Origin of the sequence: Mesorhizobium sp. (assembly GCF_017306585.1) — a bacterium.
GTDB lineage: Bacteria > Pseudomonadota > Alphaproteobacteria > Rhizobiales > Rhizobiaceae > Mesorhizobium.
Genome location: NZ_JAFKIC010000213.1, coordinates 1 through 23,981, shown reverse-complemented (window position 1 = coordinate 23,981; position 23,981 = coordinate 1). Strand labels below are relative to the sequence as shown.

The window sequence follows — 23,981 nt, the reverse complement described above, 5'->3', positions numbered from 1 at the left end:
AGGAGACCAGTTCGAACGGTCCCGTGCCGATCGGCTTCTTGATCGGGTCGGCGCCATCCGCATCGAAGTTGCGATGCACGACAAGTGCCGGATAGTCGGTGAAGTTGGGAATGAGCGAAATGTCGGGCTCGGAAAGCTTCAGCTTGACCGTGTTATCGTCCACCTTGGTGATCGCGCCATCCCTGGCCTTGCCGGTCTTGGCGTCGATCAGCGCGCCGACACGTGCGGCCATGGAGTTGCCGGCAACGCCCTTCTCGCACCAGCGGGTGACGTTGTGCACGACGTCGTCGGCGTTGAAAGCATCGCCATTGTTCCAGGTGACGCCCTTACGCACATGCAGCGTGTATTCGGTGGCGTCGTCGTTGATGTCCCAGCTTTCCAGCAAGACGGGCTCGAAGGTAAACTGTCTGGTGTAGCGCACCAGCGGCTCCAGCCAGCTGCGCGAAATGTTGGCAAGCTCCACCCAGTCATAGGTGCGCGGGTCCTTTTGCGCCTTGACCGACATGGAGACGTGCAGCGTCCCGCCTTTCTTCGGCTCTTCGGCCAGGGCTTTCGCCGGCGCGGCAAGGCCGATCATGCCATAGGCGAGCGCCGTCGACGCACCGAAGGCGCTTGCGAGCGCCAGGAACTCGCGCCGGTCGACGCGACCGGCCCGCACTTCTGCCGCCATCGCCTCGATGGCATCGGGCACGCAATCGCCGTTGCTTCTGAAAAGCGTCATTTATTCCTCCCTTGTTGGTTCCCTTCAGGTCTTTGCCTGTCGTTCTTCAGCTGACTGTGTCGGGCAGCCTCTCCTCGCGCCTTGCGATCAAATCCTTGAGGCCTTCGGCGACGCCCTCGTCGAGTTTCGGCTCCTCATAGTCTGCCAGCATGTTGCGGGCCTTCTCGCGGCCGCGTGCGTCATGATCCTTTGCGCCCTCGGCGTTCCACTGTTCGTAGGAATTGAAATCCATGATGCTCGGCATGAAGAAAGCCTTCTCGAAGTGATCGAGCGTGTGCTGGGTGCCGAGGAAATGGCCTTGCGGCCCGACCTCGCGGATCGCCGCCATGGCGTCCTTGAAATCGTCGAACGGCAGGCCGCCAGCATATTTGTACCAGCCGACAAGCTGCTCGCAGTCGGTGGCGAATTTCGAGTAGCCGCAGGTCAGGCCCGCCTCCAGCCAGCCGGCCGAGTGCCAGATGTAGTTGGCGCCGGAAAGGATGGCGGCATGCATCAGCATGTTGGCTTCGTAGCCTGCCTGGGCGTCGTTCAGCTTCGAGCCGACATGGAAGCCCGAGGTGCGCCATGGCAGCCTGTATTTCCGCGCCAGCGCGCCCATCACATACATCATCTGGGCGGCCTCGGGCGTGCCGCCCATCGGGGCGCCTGTCTTCATGTCGACCGTGACCATGAACTGGCCATAGACCTGGGGCGATCCGGGGCGGATGAGCTGCGTGAAGGCGACGCCGGCCAGCGCCTCGGCATTGACCTGCGCCACGGCGCCCAGCGCGGAGGCCGAGGTGGAAGCCCCGCACAACGCGAAGGGTGCCAGGATCAGCGGCTGGTTGTGGCGGGCATAGACCTTCATCGCGTCCAGCATGGTGGCGTCCCACACCAGCGGCGAGTTGCAGTTGGTGATCGCCACCAGCACCGGATTGTCGCGGACGAATTCCTCGCCGAAGACAATGCCGGCCATCGCCATCGTATCCTCGGCCCTGTCCTTGGAGGTCACGATACCCATGAACGGCTTGTCGGAATGCTTAAGCGCCGAGTGGATGATGTGCAGGTGGCGTTTCGGCACCGCGATCTCCATCGGCTCGCAGATGATCGAGCTCGACGAATGCAGCGCCGGCGCCATGTAGGCGAGCTTGTGGAAATTGTTGAGGTCGGCGAGCGTGCCGTAGCGCCTGTTGTTGTCGAGGTCGCGCACATAGGGGGCGCCATACATAGGCACGAAGACCGAATTGTCGCCGCCGACGCGCACCGAACGCTCGGGGTTACGCGCATTGAGCGTGAACTCCGAGGGTACCTTCGAGACAAGCTCCATGAGCAAGGCCCGATCGATGCGGACGCGCGTCTCCGAGACATCAGCGCCCGCCGCTTTCCAAATGGCAATCGCCTCGTCGTCGCGAAACTCGCACCCGACCTCTTCGAGGATAGCCAGCGATTCCTGGTGAATGAGTTCCACCGCCTCGTCGGGAACCATCTGGTAAACGGGAATCTTGCGGACCAGGGTCGGAAACGAAGCGATCGGAGCGCTTCTCAGCGCCTTGCGCCCCAGACGGCCACCGCCACGGCGATGGGTGGCTTCGGTCAATTCGGCGGCAGGCGCGTTCATGGCAACTCCAGTCCTTCCAGAAGAACCAGCCTAGCGAGACAAAATCCTGATGTGACGCTGGAAAATCCTGATCTCTTGTATAAGCTCAGCTTATGCGAAGCCTTCGCCATCTCCTGCCCTCGGCCGGCAGCCTGATCGTCTTCGAGGCGGCGGGACGGTTGTCGAGCTTCACCGCCGCCGGGCGCGAGCTCGGCATGACGCAAGCGGCAGTCTCCTACGCGGTGCGCGGACTGGAGGAACAACTCGGCGCCAAGCTGTTCCAGCGCCGTCACCGCCAGGTCATGCTGACAGAAGCCGGCGAGCGTTTTCACGCCGACGTTTCGCTGGGCTTGTCCCACATCCGCAAATCGGCCGAGGATTTGCGCCTGCAGGCGACCGGCGGCCATGTGACGGTCGCCGCGTCGACCGCCTTCGGCTCCTTCTGGATGATGCCGCGCCTGCAACAGTTTCGCGACGAGTTGCCTGGCATCGACCTGCGTATCCAGACCGCCGACCGTGACCTCGACATCATTGCCGAAGGCATCCCGCTCGCGGTGCGCGGCGGCGAACCCCGGGACTGGCCGGATTACCATTCGCTGCCGCTCGCCGATGAAGAGATCTTCCCGGTCGCGGGAACCAGCTATTTGACAAAATTCGGCATGCCGGGAACGGTCGAGGAACTGGCCACGCATCGCCTCATCCACCTCGAGGAGCCCTATCGCGAGGCGGCGAGCTGGGACGAATGGTTCCAGTCGGCCGGCGGCAGGCTCGACGATACGGTTCGCGGCCTGCGCATCAATGATTACGGGCTGGTGATCCAGGGCGTGATGGAAGGCCAGGGCATCGCGCTGGGCTGGCGCCATCTCGCCGAACGGCTGCTGGCGACAGGCCTGCTGGTGCCGGTGACGGACCATGTGCTGAAGACCGGCAAGGCCTTCTATGTGGTTTGGCCGAAGAACCGCGAACTCAGCGACAATGCCCGCAAGGTCAGGGACTGGCTCGTGGCGCAGGCGTGAAGTGGCCTCGCGCATAGCATCCGAATCCATGTAAGATCACCGGATGCCCATTCGCCAGCTTTCCGAAACGATGATCAACCAGATCGCCGCCGGCGAAGTCATCGAGCGTCCGGCGAGCGTGGTCAAGGAGCTGGTCGAGAATGCGCTGGACGCCGGCGCGTCTCGAATAGAGGTGGTTACCGCAGGCGGCGGGCTGAACCTGATCCGTGTCACCGACGACGGCTCCGGCATTCCCGAGCAGGAGCTTTCGCTGGCGATCGCGCGCCATTGCACCTCCAAGCTTGCCGAGGATATCCACGACATCCGCTCGCTCGGCTTTCGCGGCGAAGCGCTGCCCTCCATCGGTTCGGTGTCGCGGCTGTCGATCCGCTCGCGCACCGCCTTCGGCGACAGCGCCGCCGAGATCGGCATCGAGGGCGGACGTGTTTCCGCCGTCAGGCCGGCAGCAGCCAATCGCGGCACGACGGTGGAGGTGCGCGACCTGTTCTTCGCCACCCCTGCCCGGCTGAAATTCATGAAAGGCGAGCGCGCGGAGAGCTCAGCCACCGGCGATGTGGTCAAGCGCATAGCCATCGCGTTTCCTTCCGTGCGCTTCACGCTGGCCGGATCGGACCGCTCGACCCTGGAATTGCCAGCGACGGACGACAGCGCCGAAGGCAGCCTGCGCCGCGTCGCGCAGGTGATGGGGGCCGATTTTCCGGACAATTCCATTGCCATCGACGCGATGCGCGAAGGCGTCCGTCTCACAGGGCACGTATCGATCCCGTCCTTCACCCGCGCCAACGCGCTGCAGCAATATGCCTATGTCAACGGCCGCCCGGTGCGCGACAAGCTGATCGCAGGCGCCATTCGCGGCGCCTTTGCCGATGTGCTGCCGCGCGACCGCCATGCGGTGACGGTGCTGTTCCTGACCCTCGATCCGGCCATCGTCGACGTCAACGTCCATCCGGCCAAGGCCGATGTGCGGTTTCGCGATCCCGGGCTGGTGCGCGGGCTGATCGTCGGCGCCATCCGGCAGGCGCTTGCCGATAGCGGCATCCGCGCCGCCACCTCAGGCGCGGCAGGCATGATGGCCGCTTTCCGGCCGGGCGCCACCAGCTTCGGTCACGGCGGACCAGCCAACGGCCACCGCGGCTACGAAGCCGCTTACCGCGCTTCCGCCAGCGGTTTCGATCCGGCGCGTTCTTCGCAGCGGCCGCTCGACATGGGCTTCGAGGGAGCCGGTTTCGACCATCGCGGCCTTGGCGAATCCGGGCAGGCCGCCTTCGATGCCGGCCCGCTCGCCAGCGCCGATGCCCGTGCCGGGCAGAGCGAGGCGACCGAGACGCTGCTCGGCATGGTGCTGGGTGCCGCACGCGCCCAGGTGCATGAGAACTACATCGTCGCCCAGACCAGGGATTCGCTGGTGATCGTCGACCAGCACGCCGCGCATGAGCGGCTGGTCTACGAGGCGCTGAAGAATGCCCTGCACTCCCGTGCCGTGCCCTCGCAGATGCTGCTGCTGCCTGAGATCATCGACCTGCCGGAAGAGGACGCGGAACGCCTCGCGCTGCATTCGGAAACCCTGGCCCGGTTCGGACTGGGGCTGGAACGCTTCGGCCCGGGCGCGGTCGCCGTGCGAGAGACGCCGTCGATGCTGGGCGAAACGGACGTTCAGCAACTGGTACGCGACCTCGCCGACGAGATCGCCGACAATGACACGGTAGAGACGCTGAAGGAGCGGCTGGACAAGATTGCCGCCACCATGGCCTGCCACGGCTCGGTGCGCTCCGGCAGGCTGCTCAAGGCCGAGGAGATGAATGCGCTGCTGCGCCAGATGGAGGCGACGCCGGGCTCGGGTACCTGCAACCATGGCCGGCCGACCTATATCGAACTCAAGCTGGCTGACATCGAGCGGTTGTTCGGCCGACGGTGACCTCAGAGGCAGCGCCCGACAGAAGGCGGATGCCCGGCGTTACTTCTTTTGCCGGTACTTCTTCGTCGTGGGATCGAAGACGTAGTCGATCGTCGTTCCGGCACCGCCGCCACGAAAATTCACGGAAATGACGTCCTTGCCGTGTTCGATCCATTTCTCGACATTCATGTAGATGGGGGTCATCAGCATCCCCGCACTGCAAACATCGTCATCCCTGAAAATGACTTCCTGCGCGACTTTTCCGCCGAGCTTTTTGATGACCTGCATTTTCGTCATGCAGATGCCGGCACTGGTGTTTTTGTAGACGCCAGCGAACCGGTCGGTGGCCGTCTGCGCCCAAAAGGGAATCTCGACGGCTCCGTCGATCTTGCCTTCACCGGTGTCGTCCAGCCCGGCAATCCTCTTGAGGCTGACGGGATAGGTCTCCGTCCCCTTGCTCCAGTTTCCGGCGGCGCCGCTATCGGTGACATCGAGGGTAAGCGCGCATCCGGTGGTATCGACCGGCGTTTTTGAGCCGATCACGAATATGCGCTGGAATTCCTTCTCGTCCGAAATTTCGCACAGCGCGATCCTGCCGCCGCTGATCTTGCCATACAAAGCTATCGGGCTTTGCCTGGAGTCGTAGAAGTAACTGCCCTCGACCGTTATGCCGCTGCCGAAATCATAGGTCTGCAAGGAGAGGTGGATCGGATGCGGCCCGATGGAGCCCTGGTAATTCTCCACATGGTACCAGCCGGCCGCGGCCTTGCCGCTTAACAGCAGCAGCAAAAGAATTGCCGATAGGAACCGCCTTGCCATCCTGTCCCCCCACGACCAGCCGGGGCAACATAGCCACCCACGTGGCTCATGTCTGCATCGCGAACGTCGCGGTCCATCCGGCGGCTTCGCGATTTGAATCAGGAGAGGCCTGCAAACTTTTGATTCAGCGCTTCAAATTCACGACTATGACGCCGCCCAGCGCCAGTGCGCCGCCGAGGATGCCGAGCAGCGTCGGCACTTCGCCCAGCCAGAAGAAGCCGATCAGGGCCGACATCGGCGAGACCAGATAAAGGAAATTGGAGGCACGGGCCGCCGGCAGGCGCGAGAGAGCGGTCGCCCAGGCGGCGTAGGCGATCAGGCTCGGCACGATACCGAGATAGATGACGGCGCCAAGGCCGGCCGTATCGGCCACCGCTGCCTGCTGGAGAGCGGCAGGCAGGAAGGGCGACAGGCAGAGCGCGCCGAGCACCATGTTGGACGCCGAGATGGTCAGCGGGTGATGGCGTGCAAACAGCGGCTTCTGGACGATGGTGTTCACGGCGGAGCACAGCGCCGAGCCCAGCACCAGCAGCGCACCGGCGTTGAAGTGCAGGCCATTGCCGTCGGCCACCGCAATGATGCCTATGCCAGCGAAGGAAATCGCGGTTCCCGCCCAGGCCCAGCCGGAAAAACGCTCGCCCAGAAGCGCCATCGCCATGATGGCGGTGAAGATCGGGCTGACATTGATGATGAACCCGGCAGCGCCCGCCGACACAGTCTGCTCGCCGAAATTGAGCATTGCGGTGTAGAGCGCGACGAAGATGGCGCCGCCAAAGGCGAAGCGCCACAACTCGCCGATCGCGGGCAGCGCCGGGCGCCTGACAGCTAGATAGATCGCCGCCGGCGCGGCGGCGATGGCGAAGCGGAGCGCGCCCAGCTCCAGCGGCTGAAAGGCAGCAAGCCCGGCGCGGATCGCGGGGAAAGCGGACGCCCAGCCGACCACCGTCAGCGCGACGGCGATTGCCGCGGTGGTGTCCATGCGCTGTGTCGAATTCAACGTGCCCGTCATCGCGCTCATCTCACTATCCCTTACGTTCTTCCGTCCCGACAGCACAAAACGCCATTTCCTGCCCGTTGACAAACGACCAAATCGAGGATCAGCTGTGAATATGGATCACAGCTCAGATACGATGGTTCCGCTCGAAACCCTGCGGGCCTTCGACGCGGCGGCTCGGACAGGCAGCTTTTCGGCTGCAGCCGAAAAGCTCAACATCACCCATGGCGCGGTCAGCCGGCAGATCGCCAAGCTCGAGGACTGGCTTGGACTGAAAGTGTTCGATCGCGGCGCGCGCGGCGTCACGCTGACGATCGAAGGCAACCGCCTGCATCTGCGCACATCGGAAGCCTTCGCGCTGATATCGAGCCATTCCGACCGCTGGGTCGAACCGCGCGGCACCGCTGTGGTGCGGCTGACGTCGATCCCCTCGGTGAGCGGGCTCTGGCTGATGCCGCGCATGGCGGCGCTCGAGAGCCATCCCACCAAGCTGCGCATCGTGCTCGATGTCGATATCCGTCAGGCCGACCTCGCCGACGAAGGAATCGACCTGTCGATCCGGTGCGGGCGCGGCGGCATTCCGGGCCGGGTTTCGGTGCAGCTTTTCGAGGAGCATGTCTTTCCCGTCGCCTCGCCGGGGCTAGCGCGCGAGGTCGGGCGCGGCGATCCCGCCCGGCTGCTCAAATTTCCGCTGATCAACGATTCGGACGCTTCCGGCTGGCGCGCCTGGTTCGCGGCGCAAGGTATGGATTACCGCCCGCGCCCGCAGGATCGGCGCTTCGAGGATTACAATCTGGTGCTGGACGCGGCAGCCTATGGGCTGGGCATCGCGCTGGCGCGCCCACCGCTGACCGGACACCAGTTGACGTCGGGCCGCATCACCGCCGTGGATGAGCGCACCGCGCTCAATCCCGTATCCTACTGGCTCGACCGGCCGCTGGGGCGGCCACGCAGTGCGGCCGCCGACCTTGCCCGACGCATCGCGCAGCAGGCCGGATTGGCACCCGAGAAAGTCGAGGAGTTCCTCAAGGCCGAGCGATAGTTGCGCCGGCCGGCAGGATCGGTGCGACGTTCAGCGAAGCAGCAGCAGTGTGAATCCGATGGTCACCATGCCCAACAGGCCGAATGCTATCGAGACAAAGCCGATTTTCACCATCAGGCGCTCGGGGTTCAACGCCACTGCATGGGCTTGATAGGCCGGCTTTCGTCGGCCTGTTGGTGCCCCCGGGGCAGCAGCGCTGCGCGGAGCCGGAACCTGCGGCGGGACAAATGACAGCAATGAAACGCCCGACACCCTCGCGGGAGCGTTGTCGTTGGCCGTTGCAGAGGGCGGCAAGGCGCCGCGCTGCGTTTCGGCTTCAGGCGTCCCCTTCCTTACCGCGATCGCCGCGAGCGCAGCTTCTTCCCTGGTATCGAGCTGAGCCATATAGGCCTCGACGATGCCAGCCGAAGCGATCTGCTGCGATCTGACGGCGATCGGCGCCGCCGGCATGGCCATCAGCGTCGGCGCCGTCCGCTGGGCGAACAGAGAAGGCACCGGCGGCTGCACCAGCTCCCGGATCAGCGCCGTCCTGACCGGATCGGCTTTCGCCGACGGCACCGGTTGCGGCGTCATCGCCTCCTTCAGCAAGGAAGCCAGCCCGGCGGAAGAAATCTCCATATTGCCCCCAAAATAGAAGCTTTTAAGATTGTGTTAACGCCCGAGCATTGTCCGAGGCTTGTCGCATGCTTGACCTGGCCATCGATTTGTGGCGATGAAATTCCGATGAATCTCGGCACCTCAGCATGATGAACCGTTTCGAAGGCCCCGGCGGCAAGGAAGCCCGCATCCGCTATCTCGACGGCGATTTCCAGGTCACCAGCCCCGGCTCGTTCGTGCGTTGCGCGGTGACAGGGGAAAGCATCCCGTTGGACGAGCTGAAATACTGGAGTGTGGCAAGGCAAGAGCCCTATGCCAACGCCACGGTCTCGCTGCGTCGCGAAATCGAGGTGCATCCTGAGTTGCGCAAACGCAGCTAGACGTCACCGCCTTAATTTACGCTGCCGCCAGGCATCGAGCGTTTCTTCGATGATACGACCGGGAACGTGGTCGAGTTCGAAGACCGTATCGATCTCCAGCACATCGAGACTGTCGAGAAAGTCCCGCGATGCGCCATGACGCAGCCGGGCGGCGTCCTTGGCGGTGGTGATGAGGCCCAGTCCTTCGGTGCGCGCTGTCGTGGCCAGTTCGGCGAGTTCGTCCTCGGCATAGAAGTGATGGTCCGGAAACGGCCTGGACAGGACCACTTCGCCGCCAGAAGAACGCACGGTATCGAAGAATTTTTCTGGATGGCCGATGCCGGCGAAGGCCAGATAGCGCTTGCCGGCGAAGCGCTCGCCGGCGGTCGGCTGAGTATGAGCCTCGAAGATCGGACGGCCTGCGCGCGCGGCCTGGCGCACCACCGCATCGGCGGCCGTGCCCTCGCCCATCTTCAAGAGCCCGCTGGTGAAGACCAACTGGTCGACGATTCTGGCACGGAGCGGGCCGCCGGGTATGACGCGGCCATTGCCGATCCCGTAGCGGGCATCCACGACCACCAGCGCGTAGTCGATGTGGATGCGGGCGCTCTGGAACCCGTCATCCATGATCAGGAAATCACAGCCATGTTTTTCCAGGAGCAGCCGCGCGCCGGCGGCGCGATTGGGCGTCACCGCGACCGGCGCGTGTTCGGCCAGGAGCAGCGGCTCGTCGCCGACATGCCTGGCGCTGTCATGGCCGGCATCCACGACATGCGGCTCGGCGAAGGAGCCGCCATGGCCTCGCGACAGGAACCCTGGTTTCAGGTGCATGCGCTTGGCCTGTTCGGCAAGTGCGATGGCCACTGGTGTCTTACCAGTCCCGCCAACGGTGAAATTGCCGATGCAGAGAACCGGCGCCTCAATCTTCTCGCGCCGGGCCCTGCGCATGCCACGGCCGGCGGCAAGCGCATAGACCGCCGACAGCGGCGACAGGGCGAACACGCGCCAGTCCGGCTCTTCCCACCAGAATGGCGGCGCCTCGGAGGCCATGTCAGCGTCCGTTCGCGCCCTTCAGGCGCGCCTTGACGACCAGCGGCTGAATGTAGGGCTCCAGCGATTTCAGCGTGCGCGCCAGCGCGCCGCGCATCTCGTCGACGGTCGCCGCGCCGGCCGCCATCATCTCGTGGCGGGCGACTTCATTGGTCAGCAGGAAATTCACGGCGCCCGCCAGCATGTCGCGGTCGCGCACCAGCTTGGCGCCGCCGCTGTCGAGCAGACGCTGGTAGGCTTCCCGAAAGTTCTGCACGTTGCGGCCAGCTAGGACCGCGGTGTCGAGCATCGCCGGCTCCAACGGATTCTGGCCGCCCTCGGAGGTCAGCGAGCGGCCAACGAAGGCAATCTCGGTCAACCTCAGATACAGCCCCATCTCGCCGATCGTATCGCCGAGCAGGATATCGGTGTCCGGCCCGATGCGATCGCCCTTGCTGCGCCGCGCGACGTTCAGGCCCATGCCGGAAATCTGCGTGGCAAGCGCTTCGGCGCGATCGGGATGGCGCGGAACGACAATGGTCAGCAGGCCGTGATGACGCTTGTGCAGCGTCGCGTGGACTTCGGCCGCCACGACTTCCTCGCCATCATGGGTCGAGATCGCGGCCCAGGTCGGGCGCCCGCCGATCTGCCGCCGCAAATTGGCCAGCGCTCGCTCGTCGACCGGCGGCGGATTGGTGTCGACCTTGAGATTGCCGGAAACGGTAACCGGCCGGGCGCCAAGCGCGCGAAACCGCTCGCCATCGACATCGGATTGGGCAACGACATGGGCGAGGTTCTCGAACAGCGCCTCGGCGATGTTGGCTCGCTTCTTCCACGAGGTGAACGAGCGGTCGGACAGCCTGCCATTGACTAGCACCTGCGGCACATGACGCGCGCCAAGCTCGAGTATGGTCATCGGCCAGATCTCGGATTCGGCGATGATCGCCAGGTCCGGCCGCCAGTGATCAAGGAAACGGCTGACCGCCGGTTTCAGGTCCAGCGGCACATATTGGTGGATGATGCGGTCGCCGAGCCGCTCGTCGACGACCTGCGCCGATGTCACCGTGCCCGTGGTCAGCACGATGTTGACGCCATAGTCGAGAATGCTTTCGACCAGCGGCACGACGGCCAAGGTCTCGCCGACGCTCGCGGCATGGATCCAGATGACCGGCCCCTCGGGGCGCGGGCGGCCGGCGACGCCGTAACGCTCACGGCGCCGGTTGCGGTCTTCCTTGCCGCGCGAGGTGCGCCAGGCGACATAGGGTCCGACCATCGGATAGGCCGCCGCCCCGGCATAACGATATGCCGACAGCATGGCGCGCGCCCAGCGACCGCTCATCGCCGACCATCCACGAGGCGGTAAGCCTCGGCCGTCGCGGCATTGAGGGCGGCGGTGACCTCCTGGCGCTTGCGCTCCATCTCGGCATCGTCGGCATTCGACGCCACGTAGATCGGCGCACCGATGGTCACGGCGGAACGTCCGAACGGCAGGTTGATCGTGGTCTTGTCCCAGCTCTTTTCCAGAACCTTGCGGCGGCTGGTGGCAATGGCGACAGGCAGGAGAGGCCTGCCCGAGAGGCGCGCCAGGAGAACGATACCAAGCCCTGCGTCGCGCGGCGTGCCGTGCGGAATATCTGCGATCATGGCAACGTTCTTGCCTGATACGAGCGACTTTTTGAGGGCGATGAGGGCCTTGGCTCCGCCCTTGTCGAGATGCCTGGCATTGTCGCGGCCGCCCGAACCGCGCACGGCCTCGATGCCGAATTTCTCCAGCATCAGCGCATTGAGTTCAGCATCGGCGCTGCGCGACACCATGGCGACCAACGGCTTGCGCTTGGGATAGTAGGCCGGCGTCAACAGGTGCTGGCCGTGCCACAACGCGATGATGCCCGGCTCGAACTCGGCGTAGGCGCCACCCGAAAAGCGCGCCGATCCGGCGACCAGGGGACTGGTCAGGCGGACCAGCCGCACGAACTGGGCGAGCAGGCTGGCAATGGCGCTTTTGACGAATCGCGACTGCGCGAGCGGTTCGCGAATCCTGCGCCAGAAAGTCTTGGTCGTGCGGCCTCGGCCCCTGCCGGGGGCCGCGGCCTCGCCGGCGGGCCCTTTCGCCAGATCATGCTCCATCGACGTCAACCGGCGGCCTTGTTGTCGGGATCCAGCAAACGATGCAGATGAACGACGAAATAACGCATATGGGCATTGTCCACGCTGGCTTGCGCCTTGGCTTTCCACGCCGTATGCGCGGTTTGATAGTCCGGATAAACGCCGACGATGTCGAGCGCGTCGAGATCACGGAATTCCGTGCCGCCCAGCTTTTTCAGTTCGCCGCCGAACACCAGATGCAAAAGCTGTTTCTTTCCGTCTTCCGCGGCCATGTCTGTCCTTCACATATTGTGAGTTTGTGACAGGTCTAGACCAAAGCCGCCGACTTTGGAACCTTCGAATGCGCTTTCACCCGTCCAGGCCGGCAATGACGTCCACGAGCACCGCCAGCAAGTCACCGCTGCCGGCGGCAAGCGCGCCGTGGCGCGTCACCGCGCCGGCATAGAGCGGTGCCCGCCCATACGGATCGAGCAACTGGCCGCCGGCCTCGCGCAGGATGAGATCGGCGGCGGCTATATCCCAGTCATGGGCATTCGGCTTTACGAAAGTGCCGTCGAGCGAACCATTGGCGATCATGGCCAGCCGATAGGCTAGCGAAGGACTGTAGGGAGCTCGCGTCAGCCGTTTCTGCCAGCCGGCCGGTACCAGGTCGATCAATTGCTTCAGCCCGGAAATCTCGGCCTTTTCTCCGAGTTCACGGATGGCGATGCGCTTGCCGTTACGGAATGCGCCCTCGCCGGGCAGCGCCCAGTACGTCTCATCCAGCGCCGGACACTCAAGCACGCCGGCCAGCGTGCGGCCATGCTCGACCACGGCGACACTGACGCACCAGGTGCGCTGGCCTTCGAGGAAGCCGCGCGTACCGTCGATCGGATCGACGACAAAGGTGCGGGGCGCCGAAAGCCGCGCCGGGTCGTCGACAGTCTCTTCCGACAGCCAGCCATAATCGGGCCGCGCAGCGAGCAACGTTCGACGCAGATAGGCGTCCGCGGCGTGATCTGCTTCGCTGACCGGCGACGTGCCGCCCTTCATCCAGACCTGCGGATCCTTGCCGAAGTAGCGCATGGCAATGAGGCCCGCCTCTCGGGCAGCGTCGCGCAGCAGCAGCAAATCCTCGGCGGCGCCGGAAGTGGCCGTGGTCAGCTCATGCTCCGGCAAGGGTCATGCCTTCGATCAGCAGCGTGGGAGCAGCGGTGCCGAAATTGCGGTCGAGGTCGTTGGCGGGCACCATGTTGAGAAACATCGTCTTCAGGTTCGATGCGATGGTGACCTCGGCGACCGGATAGGCAAGCTCGCCGTTCTCGATCCAGAAGCCGGAGGCGCCACGGCTGTACTCGCCGGTCACCATGTCGACGCCCTGACCGAACACTTCCGTGACATAGAAGCCTGTCTTGAGCGATTTGATCAGCTCTTCGGGCGACCGCTCGCCGGGCTCGATGGCAAGATTGGTGGAAGATGGCGACACGGAAGAGCCGCTGCGCGATCCGCGCCCGTTGGTGACAAGGCCGAGTTCGCGCGCGGCGGACGTCGACAGGAACCAGTGGTTGAGCACGCCCTTTTCGACCATCAGCAGCTTCTCGCCTTCGATGCCCTCTCCATCGAACGGACGCGAGGCCTGACCGCGCAGCCTGAGAGGCTCGTCGGTGACCGTGATCGAGGAGGCCGCGACCTGCTTGCCCATCTGGTCGCGCAGGAACGAGGTCTTGCGCGCGACGGATGCGCCGTTGATGGCGCCAGCCAGGTGACCAGCAATGCCACGCGCGACGCGTGGATCGAACACCACATCGACCGGCCCGGTCGCCGCCTTGCGCGCACCGAGGCGGCGCACGGCGCGCTCGCCGGCCTTGCGGCCTATCTCTTCGGGCGCGTCGAGCTCGGCGAAATGAAGGCGCGAGGAGAATTCATAGTCGCGCTCCATGCCGGTGCCTTCGCCGGCAATGACGCTGGCGGAACGCGAAAAGCGCGAGACGACATAGTGGCCGACAAAACCGTGCGACGTGGCAAGCACCAGGCCACCCATGCCCGCGCCGGCGCTGCTGCCGGCCGAATTGGTGACGCCCTTGACGGCGAGGGCGGCGGCTTCCGCCGCCAGGGCCGCCTCCTTCAGCCGGTCGGCCGGAACTTCGGTGCCATCGAAAAGGCCGAGATCGCGCGTTTGCTTCGCAAGCAGCGCCGGATCAGCGAGACCTTGATAGGGATCCTGCGGCGAGACCTTGGCCATCGCCACGGCGCGCTCAGCCAGCGTCGTCGGGTCCGATGCGGCCGTCGCCGATACACTCGCCACGCGCTGGCCGACGAAGACACGCAGCGATACGTCCTCGCTCTCGGACGATTCGGTGCCCTCGACCTTGCCGAGCCGCACCGACACGCCGGTGGAGCGGCCACGCACGGCCACTGCGTCGGCCGCATCGGCACCGGCCTTCCTGGCGGCCTCGACCAGCGCGGCGACGCGGTCGGTCAATTTTGCTGCGTCTGATATGTCGGTCATGCCTGTGATCCTGCTGCTGCGGCCGGCCCATGGCCGCCCACCCATCTATTGTTCCGGTCCGGCTTGTGCAATGGCATGGGCTTCAATCAGAATGCATCGATTTGCCGTTGCCACCGCGAAATGGACGACGCAAAACAGTCCGCAGCCTGTACGGAGCCTCTTCCATGACGCCTTTCCATCTCGCCTTTCCGGTTCGTGATCTCGATGAAACCCGCGCTTTCTATGGCGAAGTGCTGGGCTGCGCGATCGGCCGCTCTTCGGCGACCTGGGTCGATTTCGACCTTTTCGGCCACCAGATGTCGGCGCATTTGCGGCCGCAGGCCGCGAAAGCCGCCGCTGACGGCAAGGTCGACGGTATTCTGGTGCCGATCCCGCATTTCGGAGCGGTGCTGCTGATGGATGATTGGCAGCGTCTGGCAACACGGCTGGAAGCGCGCGACGACATCGACTGGCTGGAACGGCCAATGGTCCGCTTCAAGGGCGAGCCCGGCGAACAAGCGACACTGTTCATCCGCGATCCCTCTGGCAACGCCCTGGAGTTCAAGGGCTTTCGCTCACTGGAACAGGTTTTCGCGCATTGAGGCAGAGCCTGTCGGGCAGGTTGTTCAGGAGGCTGCGACAGGCGTCCAGATGACATCCTCGATCTTCTGAGCGCCTGTCGCCAGCATCACCAGCCGGTCGAAGCCGAGCGCGATGCCGCTGGCCTGCGGCATGATGGCCAGCGCAGCGAGGAAATCCTCGTCCAACGGGTAGCGCTCGCCGTAGATACGCTGCTTTTCGTCCATTTCGATGATGAACCGCCGGCGCTGTTCGGCCGGGTCTGTCAGTTCACCGAAGCCGTTGGCGAGTTCGACGCCGCAGCAATAGAGCTCGAAGCGCTCGGCGACGCGGGAATCCCTGGGGCTCGGCCGCGCCAGCGCCGCTTCGGCGACCGGATATTCACACAATATCGTGGCCCGACCGATGCCGAGATTGGGTTCGATTTTCTCCACCATCACCCGGCTGAACAGGTCGGCCCAGCTGTCGTCGGGCGCCGTGCGCAGACCGACTTGAACCAGCGCGGCATGAAGCGCCTCGCGGTCGGTGCCTCCGTCGCCGGCGACCGTGGCCAGCAAATCGATGCCGGCGTGCCGTGTGAAAGCGTCCGCCACCGTCAACCGCTCGGGTTCGGCGAACGGGTCGCAATCGCGGCCACGAAAGGAAAAGCGCGCGGCCCCTGCCCTGGTGGCGGCCAGTGCCAGCAGATCGGCGCAATCGCGCATCAAGCTGTCATAGGTCTCGCCCACCCGGTACCATTCGAGCATGGTGAATTCGGGATGGTGCAAGGGGCCGCGCTCGCGATTGCGATAGACCGGGCCAAGACTGAAAATGCGCTGTTCGCCAGCCGTGAGCAGCTTCTTGCACGCGAATTCCGGCGAGGTGTGGAGATAAATCGGTGACTTTGCGCCATCCGGGCCGATTGCCTCCGTGGCGAAAGCCGCCAGATGCGCCTCATTGCCGGGCGAGACCTGCAGGGCGGATGTTTCCACCTCGATGAAATCGTGTCGCGCGAACCAGTCGCGCAAGGCGGCCGTGAGGCCGTTGCGCAACAGCAGCCGCGGGCGGCGGTCGGCATGGACGTGAGGCGTCCACCAGGGCGAAGCAGCGGTCATCGGCGCGTTTCAGCTTGCTGAGGGGGCTGGCGGTTCGGGCCAAGATGCGCTAGGCCCCCATCCAGCGCCGCGCAAGCCGGCAAACGCCAGTCAAACCTCGCAGGATATAACACCGTGGTGAAAGTCATCGCCAGTTCGCTCCGCAAAGGCAATGTCGTCGACAAGGACGGCAAGCTTTATGTGATCCTCTTTGCCGAAAACATCCATCCGGGCAAGGGCACGCCCGTGACCCAGCTCGACATGCGCCGTATCGGCGACGGGGTGAAGGTTTCGGAGCGCTACCGCACCACCGAGCAGGTGGAGCGCGCCTATGTCGAGGAACGCGAGCACACTTTCCTCTACGCCGACGGCGAAGGCTATCACTTCATGAACCCGGAGACCTACGACCAGGTGGCGGTGACGGAAGCCGTGGTCGGCGACGCAGCGCCTTATCTGCAGGAAGGCATGCCGGTGCAGGTGTCGCAGTTCAACGGCATCGCCATTGCCCTGGTGCTGCCGCAGCGCGCCACCTTCGAGGTGGTCGAGACCGAGCCGACGACCAAGGGCCAGACGGCGTCGTCCTCCTACAAGCCGGCCGTGCTTTCCAACGGCGTGCGCACCGCAGTACCGCCGCACATCGCGCCCGGCACCCGCGTGGTGGTGATGACGGCCGATGGCTCCTACGTGGAACGCGCGAAGGACTGAAGCCGGAATTTTGGATCCGCGGCAGGCTTCTTGCACCATCAAGTGACCGGATAACTCCCCCGTGACTTTGTTCGGGGGCTTCTGTGTGGAATAAAGCTGCAAGCGAGCTGGCCGCAGTCTTCAATCGCGGTATGCCATTGTCGAAATCCAGGCGAAGACGCGGCTACCACCTGTGAAGATTCGCCCGCCCGCGCCGTGCAGGACGATCTCCGCGCCAGGGAGTCACCCGATGCTGACAGCCAGCCAGGCGCTGGGCATGATCGAGACGCTCGACATTGCCGTTTTCAAGGTCGAAACGCATAGCACTCTTGGTGACCGCGCCAGTTTCCTGCGGGTTCAGAATCTCGTGCGGTCGATCCTCGGCCGTTACACCTATCTTGAAGTTGGCTCGCATGTCGGCGGAAGCCTGTTCCCGCACCTGATCGACCCGGCATGTGAGGCCGCGCTGTCCTTCGATCCGCGGCCAGCGGCGCTACCTGACGAACGCGCCGAGCTTATCCACTATCCCCAAAATTCAACGGCCCGCATGATCGCCGTGTTGTCGGACGAACTTCCTCCCTCGGCAATGACGAAGTTGACGACGTTCGACAGCGATGTCTCCGCTGTTTCTCCAGCGGCGGCAGGCCCAAAAGCCACGCTCGCATTTATCGATGGGGTGCACACAAACGAGGCCTGTTTTTCGGATTTCGTCGGCGTTCTGCGGTTTATGAAGGCGGATTGCGTCGTGTGCTTCCACGATGCCAACCTGATCGCGGACGCGATCATCAATGCGGAACGCTTTCTGGACCATCTCGGCATCGCGCATGAAACCGTATTTCTGCCAGACACCGTTGCCGTGATCGGACTTGGCGCGCATGCGTCCAGGGTCCGCGATGAACTTCAGCCCCATGCACTGGACCGAAAGGCTTATCTCGAGCGCTCGCAACGAGAGTTATGGGCTCACATAGCCAAGGTGCATTCGCCCAAATTCCGCGCCGAAATCGATAAGCTGCGCTCCGAGAATTCGCGGCTGGCCGAAAAAGTGACACGTATGCAGGCGGAGAGCCGTCTGGATGCCAAGATATCGGGCATGGCTCGGCGGGCATTCGCATCCCTTGGCAGGAAGGCTGATCGCATCAAACGTCGCTTCGCGCGCTGACCGGCGCCATCGGGAAAACCGATGTCTCCGATGATTGTCAGATGCGGGGTTGTCGAGGCGATGGCTTCCGCCTCACTCCTACCATCAGCCTGGCTTATGCGTTAGAAATCGCAACTCATTGGGCGGCTGAGAATGCGGATCAAGATCGTCGGAACCGGGCGCGCGCTACCCGCTCAATGCGTGACATCCCGCAGTCTCGACGAGCGGCTGGGCTTTGACCAGGGCCGGCTCGAAGCGGCCACCGGCGTGGTGGAACGCTATGTCTGCGACACCGAATCGCAAGTAGATCTCGCCTGTGCCGCCGCCCGCCTGGCGCTGGCCGATGCCGGATCGGAGCCAAATGCCGTCGATCTCGTCATCGGCGGATGCGCGGTGCCCTACCAGCCGCTGCCATCGACAGCGCCACTGGTGATGCAGCGCCTGGGGCTGGCCGACGGCTCGGCCGCCGCTTTCGATGTCAACAGCACCTGCCTGGGTTTTCTAACCGCCTTCGAGACGGCCGCCCGCATGATCGAGGCCGGGCAATGCCAAATGGCGCTGGTGTTCTCGTCGGAAGTCGCTTCACGGGCCCTGCCGTGGACAGATCAACCCGAGATCGCCGCCCTGTTTGGCGACGGCGCGGCGGCCGCGGTGCTGCGCAAGGCGGTGCCCGGAGAGGGCGAGATATCTGCCAATCTGATGCGGACCTATCCGTCGGCCTACGAGGCCTGCGGCATCGGCGCCGGCGGCACACGCTTCGACTTTCATCGCCAGCCGGAGGAGTTTTCCCGCAATGCGCTGTTCCAGATGGACGGCAAGGAGCTGTTTCGGGTGACTTCGCGCCATTTCAACGGTTTCGTCGATGAGCTCCTGCAGCGTGCCGGCTGGCGGCATGAAGATGTCGGTCTCATCGTGCCGCACCAGGCGAGCCCTTTCGCTCTGGCGCATATGGCACGCCAGACAGGTTTCGCGGCGGAGAAGCTGGTCGATATTTCGGCGCGCTACGGCAACCAGATCGCAGCGTCCATCCCCTTCGCGCTCGACATTGCACGCAAGCAGGGCCGCGTCATGCCGGGCACGAAAGTGCTGTTCCTCGGCACCTCGGCTGGCGTCTCCTTTGGCGGCATGGCGCTGGAGGCCTGATGGGACGCGTGCTCGTCACCGGCGCCACCGGCTTTCTGGGCGGCCATATCGTGGCGCGGCTGGCCGCCGCGGGCACGCCGGTTCTGGCGCAAGGCCGCGATACCGCACGCAGCGCAGCGCTTCGAGCCGCAGGCCACACCGTCCTTTGTCGCGAGTTCTCGCGACCCTTCGACGCGAAGGCCGATGCCGAGTTCGGCGAGGTCGATGCCATCGTGCATTGCGCCGCGCTCTCTTCGCCGTTCGGCCGGCTGGCCGATTTCGATGCGGCCAATGTCGCGGCGACCCGCAATCTCGTCGATTTCGCGCAACGTCGCGGTGTGCGCCGCTTTGTCCAGATTTCGAGCCCTTCAGTCGGTTTCGCCTTTCGCGATCAGCTTGGCGTCGCCGAAGACAGTCCCCTGCCGGATCCGGTCAACCATTACGCCCGCACCAAACGCCAGGCCGAAGAGATCGTGCTGGCGGCGCCAGCCATCGGGCCCGTGGTGCTGAGGCCACGCGGCATCTACGGTGCCGGCGACCGCGCGCTCCTGCCCCGCCTGCTGCAGGCGGCGCGGCGCCGGCCATTACCGCTGTTTCGCGATGGTCAGGCACGCATCGATCTCACCCATGTCGACGATGTCGTCGATGCGGTGTTCGCGGCGCTCTCCGCCGGCGTCGGTGCCGAGGGCCAAATCTTCAACATTTCGGGCGGCGAAGTGCTTTCGGTACGCCACATTGCCGACACTGCCTGCGCGCGGGCCGGGCTGCAGCCGCGATGGCGTAAGACACCGCTGGCACCGGCGATGCTCGTGGCCGGCATGATGGAGGCCGTGGCGCTGCATTTGCCGGGCCGGCCAGAGCCACCGGTCACCCGCTATGGCCTGGGCCTGTTTGCCTATGCCCAGAGCCTCGATATTTCCAAGGCCGCCCGGGTGCTGGGCTGGGCGCCGAAAGTTGCGTTCGAGAATGGGCTCGACCGCACCTTCGCCAGAGGACGCGAAGCCTGGGAGGCAGCATGAAGATCGCCTTCGCCAACAGCGCCTGGGTCAGCGCCGCCGAACGACTCATCCTGCGTGGCGGCAGTTGGCAAAAAATCCGGTTGCGCGTCCGTTATGGGCTGATCCTCCACCCACAGGCCGGGCCGGTGCTGGTCGACACCGGCTATACGCCGCACGTGGTCAGCGGCGCGCAGCGCAGCGCGGCGCTGCGCTTCTATGGTTCGGCACTCAAACCCGAACTCATCGCGACCGAGCAGCCGGTCCCGGTTCTGGCGCGCTTTGGCTTGACGCCATTCGACGTGCGCGCCGTCATCATCACGCACTTTCATGCCGACCATACTTCCGGTCTTTCACTCTTCCCCAATGCCCGCTTCATCGCCAATGACGCGGCGTGGGCTCGCTTGAAGTCGAAAACAGCCTGGCAGAATCTGCGCCATGGCGTGTTTCCCGAACTGTTCCCGGACAACTTCGAAGACCGGCTCAACGGACTGTCTACAATGAAACAGGTAGCGTCACGCGATGACGTGCCCGGCGGCGCCGATCTGCTCGGCGACGGTAGCGTGGTCGCTGTCGATCTGCCCGGCCATTCCGATGGTCAATTCGGCCTGCTGTTCGCGCAACTGGACCGGCCGCTGCTTTATGCCGTCGACGTGCAGTGGTTGATCAAGGCGCTGGTCGAGAACCGCACACCGGGCTTTCCGGCCAGCCTGATCGCCGAGGATTTTTCGGCGATCGAGCCGACAAGCGCAATGTTGCGCCGTTTCCTGGCCACCGGCGGTGAGGTGATGTTCTGCCACGACCCCGGACTGACACAGTACGATCTGGCGCCGGAGGATGGATGATCGGGCTGGCCGAAGCGCTCAAATCCTTTGCAGTAACCTCATGGGTGTCGCGCAAGAGCCGCAAGAACTTCGAGCGTTGGCAGGCGCGAAGCTTGCGCCGCTGGCTCGACCGCGACCTGCCTCGCGCCCCGTTTTACGGCAAGGCGCCCCTGCGCTGCGGTGACCTGCCGGTGACCGACAAGGCGCTGCTGATGGCGAATTTTGAGCGCTTCAACGTCGCGGGCGTGTCGAGCCGCGACGCCTGGGCAGCCGCGACCAGCGACGGTCGCCTTGGTGCACTCACTGTCGGAGCCAGCACCGGCACGTCGGGCAATCGCGGCCTGTTCGTCATTTCCGAAGCCGAAAAATACCGCTGGCTGGGCGCCATCCTGGCCAAGACCATTGCCGACCTGCTGTGGAAACGCCAGCGCGTGGCGGTGATCCTGCCCCAGAACACCGGACTCTATGACAGCGCCCGCAAATCAGGGCGCATCGAGCTGCGTTTCTTCGACCTGACGCTCGGGCCGGAGCAATGGAGGGCGGCGCTGGAGGACTTCGCGCCGACTGTGATCATCGCGCCACCGAAGATTCTGCGCCATTTCGCCAGCGAAGGTTTTCGGCTGTCACCGCTGCGGGTCTTTTCCGCTGCCGAGACGCTCGATCCGGTCGACCGGCCAGAGATCGAAGCCTTTTTCGGGCGCAGGCTCGATCAGATCTATATGGCGACCGAAGGACTGTTTGCGGTCACCTGTCGGCAGGGCAGCCTGCATCTGGCCGAGGATTCCGTCTTCTTCGAGTTCGAACCCGCCGGTGACGGGCTGGTGATGCCGCTGGTGACGACCTTCCGCCGCCAGACCCAGATCATGGCGCGCTACCGGATGAACGATCTCTTGCGCCTGTCCTCGACGCCATGCGCCTGCGGCTCGCCATTGCGCGTTGTGGACGAGATCGTCGGCCGCATGGACGATGTCTTCCGGTTCGCTTCGACGCAGGGACCAATCCTGGTTACACCCGACATCCTGCGCAACGCGGTGTTGAAGGCGGACCGGCGTATCGACGACTTCCGCCTCATCCAGACCGCGCCCGGCGCTGTCGAACTGCGCCTCAAGACCGAACTGGCCGGGGATGCGGCGCAGGCCGCGCTGGTGGCGGTGCGGTCGCTGCTCAACCTGCGCCAGGCCACCGTCACGGTCGAACTGGTATGCGCACCCCTGCCCCTGGAAACCAGCCGCAAACTGCGTCGTGTCGAGTGCCGCCTGCCGCCGGAGGCAAAACCATGAGCCGGGCGGCAGCCGCGCGGCAGTTCCCGGAGCCATCAGGCCGGGTCGAAAACAAGCCTGACAAAGTCGAGGCGTTCGCACGGCTTTTCAACGAGGTCCCGGTGGCCGACCTCATTGCCAACCTGACCGTCCGCGTCGAGCCGTTCGAGATTGCAGGGCGCGCCTTTCCGCTCACCTTGAACGACGCCCGGGATGCGCCGAACTGCTATATCTGCTGCCCGTCCAGCGCTTATATCGACTATGCGATCGACGAGACGCGCAATTTCGCGCCGAACCCGTTTCTGCAAAAGGCGATCAGAAAGCTCATCGGCTTGTGCGCGCCTCTGGTCCGGGCAAGCGGCCTCGACCATCAGGCGCAGGTCAACAACTGGCTCTTTTCGACCAATCCCGTGCCCTTGCTCGACAAGGCCCTTGTCTCGGCGATGCGCGCCGAGCTTACGGCGCGGTTTCCCGACCGAGCCATAGTCATCCGCTCGCTGAACGAGATCGCCGATGCGCCCACGATCGCCGCACTGAAAGCGGCGGGCTTTCGCATGCTGGCGGCGCGCCAGATCTACATCTTCGCTGACCGGACTGCCGCGCCGCGTATGACGCGCGACATGAAGCGCGACCGCGCCCGGCTACGGGCCACTCCTCTTCGGCGCGTCGGCAACGCCGATTTCACGGAAGCCGACTACGCCAGAAGCGAAGAGCTCTACGCACTGCTCTATCTGCAGAAATACACGCCACTCAATCCACAGTACACGGCGCGCTATATCGCCGAAATGCACCGCCGCGGCATCCTGCGGCTTACCGGGCTGCGCGATGGCGCCGGCCAATTGGTCGCCGTCACCGCACTGTTCGAGAACGGCGCCACGCTGACCCAGCCGATCGTCGGCTACGACACGACCCTGCCGGTCAATGATGGACTCTACCGGATGATAATGGCTTTGGCGCAGGATCATGCCACGGCGCATGGCCTGTTCTTCAACATGAGCGCTGGCGCCGCCGGTTTCAAACGCCGGCGTGGCGCCGTGCCGGCGGTGGAGTACAACGCCTGCTATGTCGGGCATCTGCCGCTTCACCGGCGCCTGGCGGTGCGGGTGATGGAATATGTGCTGGCCTGGGTCGGCATACCGCTGCTTCGGAGATTCGAACTGTGAGCAAGGCTCCGCGCAAGGATTTCTGGCAGGCCGTGGCGCTAACCGCCGATGTCGATCGCAAGCCACGCCGCATCTTGTTCGAAGGCGCGCCGGTGGTTTTGTTCCGCTCGGACAAGGGCATCGCGGCGCTATTCGACCGTTGCGTGCACCGCCTGGTGGAACTGTCTACCGGCAAAGTCATCAATGGCAAGATCGAGTGCCCCTATCACGGCTGGCGCTATGACGGCAACGGCCGCTGCACGGCCATTCCCGGACATATCGGCGAGATGCCGCATTACCGGGTGCGCCGCTACAGCGCCATCGAGCGCGACGGGGTGGTCTTTGTTTCGGCCGGCGCGCCCGAGAGCGAACCTTACCTCCATTGCATGCAAGGCCGTGACATCATCGTGCGGCGCGTCCGCTCCTCGACGCAATCAACCGTCATCGACGCGGCCGAAAACATTCTTGACGCCACCCACACTCATTTCACGCACAAGGGGCTGTTGCGAGGTTTGAGCGCCAAGCGTCATCTGGTGCGCGTCGAT

General features: G+C 64.5%; 25 protein-coding genes. 13 read left to right on the top strand and 12 right to left on the bottom strand.

From position 1 onward, the window contains the following. On the bottom strand, positions 1–721 hold a 721-nt coding region (locus tag J0I79_RS26285; RefSeq protein WP_292866281.1), incomplete at its 3' end, for an ABC transporter substrate-binding protein. 46 nt (positions 722–767) lie between these two features. After that, positions 768–2,318 carry a trimethylamine methyltransferase family protein gene (locus J0I79_RS26280; protein WP_292866278.1) on the bottom strand — a complete coding sequence of 517 codons (1,551 nt, stop codon included), beginning with the start codon at positions 2,316–2,318 and terminating at the stop codon, positions 768–770. A gap of 92 nt (positions 2,319–2,410) precedes the next feature. Here J0I79_RS26280 and J0I79_RS26275 point away from each other — a divergent pair, with 92 nt between their 5' ends. Both J0I79_RS26275 and mutL read left to right on the top strand, forming a co-directional pair. Further along, positions 2,411–3,313, top strand: a complete 903-nt coding sequence (locus tag J0I79_RS26275) for a LysR substrate-binding domain-containing protein (protein ID WP_292866276.1) — start codon at positions 2,411–2,413, stop codon at positions 3,311–3,313. 43 nt (positions 3,314–3,356) lie between these two features. Further along, positions 3,357–5,228 carry a DNA mismatch repair endonuclease MutL gene (mutL, locus tag J0I79_RS26270; protein WP_292866273.1) on the top strand — a complete coding sequence of 624 codons (1,872 nt, stop codon included), beginning with the start codon at positions 3,357–3,359 and terminating at the stop codon, positions 5,226–5,228. A gap of 39 nt (positions 5,229–5,267) precedes the next feature. Here the strand turns inward: mutL and J0I79_RS26265 are convergent, their stop codons facing one another. Together J0I79_RS26265 and J0I79_RS26260 are read right to left on the bottom strand one after the other, a co-directional pair. Continuing rightward, the gene (locus J0I79_RS26265; RefSeq protein WP_292866270.1) at positions 5,268–5,903 is read right to left on the bottom strand and encodes a hypothetical protein; all 636 of its coding nucleotides are present in this window, start codon (positions 5,901–5,903) and stop codon (positions 5,268–5,270) included. A gap of 247 nt (positions 5,904–6,150) precedes the next feature. Next, on the bottom strand, positions 6,151–7,044 hold the full coding sequence (locus J0I79_RS26260) for a DMT family transporter (protein WP_292866267.1): 894 nt from the start codon (positions 7,042–7,044) through the stop codon (positions 6,151–6,153). 91 nt (positions 7,045–7,135) lie between these two features. On the opposite strand from J0I79_RS26260, the gene J0I79_RS26255 reads away from it, so the two are divergent. Further along, complete coding sequence (locus J0I79_RS26255) at positions 7,136–8,062, top strand: LysR substrate-binding domain-containing protein (protein ID WP_292866264.1); 927 nt, start codon at positions 7,136–7,138, stop codon at positions 8,060–8,062. A 30-nt stretch (positions 8,063–8,092) separates the two neighbouring features. Here the strand turns inward: J0I79_RS26255 and J0I79_RS26250 are convergent, their stop codons facing one another. After that, positions 8,093–8,680 (bottom strand): hypothetical protein, encoded by a 588-nt coding sequence (locus J0I79_RS26250; RefSeq protein ID WP_292866261.1) that lies wholly within the window; start codon positions 8,678–8,680, stop codon positions 8,093–8,095. 125 nt (positions 8,681–8,805) lie between these two features. On the opposite strand from J0I79_RS26250, the gene J0I79_RS26245 reads away from it, so the two are divergent. Then, positions 8,806–9,039 (top strand): DUF2093 domain-containing protein, encoded by a 234-nt coding sequence (locus J0I79_RS26245; RefSeq protein WP_292866258.1) that lies wholly within the window; start codon positions 8,806–8,808, stop codon positions 9,037–9,039. Positions 9,040–9,042: 3 nt separating this feature from the next. Here the strand turns inward: J0I79_RS26245 and lpxK are convergent, their stop codons facing one another. The 6 genes from lpxK to J0I79_RS26215 form a co-directional block, all read right to left on the bottom strand. Continuing rightward, positions 9,043–10,068 carry a tetraacyldisaccharide 4'-kinase gene (lpxK, locus tag J0I79_RS26240; RefSeq protein WP_292866256.1) on the bottom strand — a complete coding sequence of 342 codons (1,026 nt, stop codon included), beginning with the start codon at positions 10,066–10,068 and terminating at the stop codon, positions 9,043–9,045. 1 nt (position 10,069) lies between these two features. Beyond that, positions 10,070–11,386 carry a lipid IV(A) 3-deoxy-D-manno-octulosonic acid transferase gene (gene waaA, locus J0I79_RS26235; protein ID WP_292866253.1) on the bottom strand — a complete coding sequence of 439 codons (1,317 nt, stop codon included), beginning with the start codon at positions 11,384–11,386 and terminating at the stop codon, positions 10,070–10,072. Further along, positions 11,383–12,174, bottom strand: a complete 792-nt coding sequence (locus J0I79_RS26230; RefSeq protein WP_292866250.1) for a lysophospholipid acyltransferase family protein — start codon at positions 12,172–12,174, stop codon at positions 11,383–11,385. Before J0I79_RS26230 ends, waaA begins: the two co-directional genes overlap by 4 nt. A 5-nt stretch (positions 12,175–12,179) precedes the next feature. Continuing rightward, positions 12,180–12,425 carry a DUF4170 domain-containing protein gene (locus J0I79_RS26225; RefSeq protein WP_292866247.1) on the bottom strand — a complete coding sequence of 82 codons (246 nt, stop codon included), beginning with the start codon at positions 12,423–12,425 and terminating at the stop codon, positions 12,180–12,182. A 76-nt stretch (positions 12,426–12,501) separates the two neighbouring features. Continuing rightward, entirely contained in the window at positions 12,502–13,311 is an 810-nt protein-coding gene (locus J0I79_RS26220) for a 3'(2'),5'-bisphosphate nucleotidase CysQ (protein WP_292866244.1), read from the bottom strand. After that, on the bottom strand, positions 13,298–14,641 hold the full coding sequence (locus J0I79_RS26215; RefSeq protein WP_292866241.1) for a TldD/PmbA family protein: 1,344 nt from the start codon (positions 14,639–14,641) through the stop codon (positions 13,298–13,300). Before J0I79_RS26215 ends, J0I79_RS26220 begins: the two co-directional genes overlap by 14 nt. A 164-nt stretch (positions 14,642–14,805) precedes the next feature. Here J0I79_RS26215 and J0I79_RS26210 point away from each other — a divergent pair, with 164 nt between their 5' ends. After that, on the top strand, positions 14,806–15,222 hold the full coding sequence (locus J0I79_RS26210) for a VOC family protein (protein ID WP_292866238.1): 417 nt from the start codon (positions 14,806–14,808) through the stop codon (positions 15,220–15,222). Positions 15,223–15,246: 24 nt separating this feature from the next. On the opposite strand, the gene epmA is transcribed toward J0I79_RS26210, so the two are convergent. After that, a complete protein-coding gene (gene epmA / locus J0I79_RS26205; protein WP_292866235.1) occupies positions 15,247–16,293 on the bottom strand; it encodes an EF-P lysine aminoacylase EpmA in 1,047 nt (348 codons plus the stop codon). Between the two features lie 114 nt (positions 16,294–16,407). Here epmA and efp point away from each other — a divergent pair, with 114 nt between their 5' ends. From efp to J0I79_RS26165, 8 genes are all read left to right on the top strand, one after another. Further along, positions 16,408–16,977, top strand: coding sequence for an elongation factor P (gene efp, locus J0I79_RS26200; protein ID WP_137929770.1), 570 nt, complete (start codon positions 16,408–16,410; stop codon positions 16,975–16,977). 229 nt (positions 16,978–17,206) lie between these two features. Continuing rightward, positions 17,207–18,115: a class I SAM-dependent methyltransferase gene (locus tag J0I79_RS26195; RefSeq protein ID WP_292866229.1), complete on the top strand. Its 909-nt coding sequence runs from the start codon at positions 17,207–17,209 to the stop codon at positions 18,113–18,115. A 132-nt stretch (positions 18,116–18,247) separates the two neighbouring features. Continuing rightward, a complete protein-coding gene (locus J0I79_RS26190; protein ID WP_292866226.1) occupies positions 18,248–19,237 on the top strand; it encodes a 3-oxoacyl-[acyl-carrier-protein] synthase III C-terminal domain-containing protein in 990 nt (329 codons plus the stop codon). Beyond that, complete coding sequence (locus J0I79_RS26185; protein WP_292866223.1) at positions 19,237–20,235, top strand: NAD(P)-dependent oxidoreductase; 999 nt, start codon at positions 19,237–19,239, stop codon at positions 20,233–20,235. Before J0I79_RS26190 ends, J0I79_RS26185 begins: the two co-directional genes overlap by 1 nt. Beyond that, positions 20,232–21,056, top strand: coding sequence for an MBL fold metallo-hydrolase (locus J0I79_RS26180; protein ID WP_292866220.1), 825 nt, complete (start codon positions 20,232–20,234; stop codon positions 21,054–21,056). Before J0I79_RS26185 ends, J0I79_RS26180 begins: the two co-directional genes overlap by 4 nt. Continuing rightward, entirely contained in the window at positions 21,053–22,315 is a 1,263-nt protein-coding gene (locus J0I79_RS26175; protein WP_292866217.1) for a F390 synthetase-related protein, read from the top strand. The genes J0I79_RS26180 and J0I79_RS26175 overlap by 4 nt, the downstream gene beginning before the upstream one ends. Beyond that, positions 22,312–23,457, top strand: coding sequence for a GNAT family N-acetyltransferase (locus J0I79_RS26170; RefSeq protein ID WP_292866214.1), 1,146 nt, complete (start codon positions 22,312–22,314; stop codon positions 23,455–23,457). The genes J0I79_RS26175 and J0I79_RS26170 overlap by 4 nt, the downstream gene beginning before the upstream one ends. Continuing rightward, positions 23,454–23,981 (top strand): Rieske 2Fe-2S domain-containing protein (locus tag J0I79_RS26165; protein WP_292866211.1); only part of this gene is annotated, 528 nt, incomplete at its 3' end. The genes J0I79_RS26170 and J0I79_RS26165, both read left to right, overlap by 4 nt.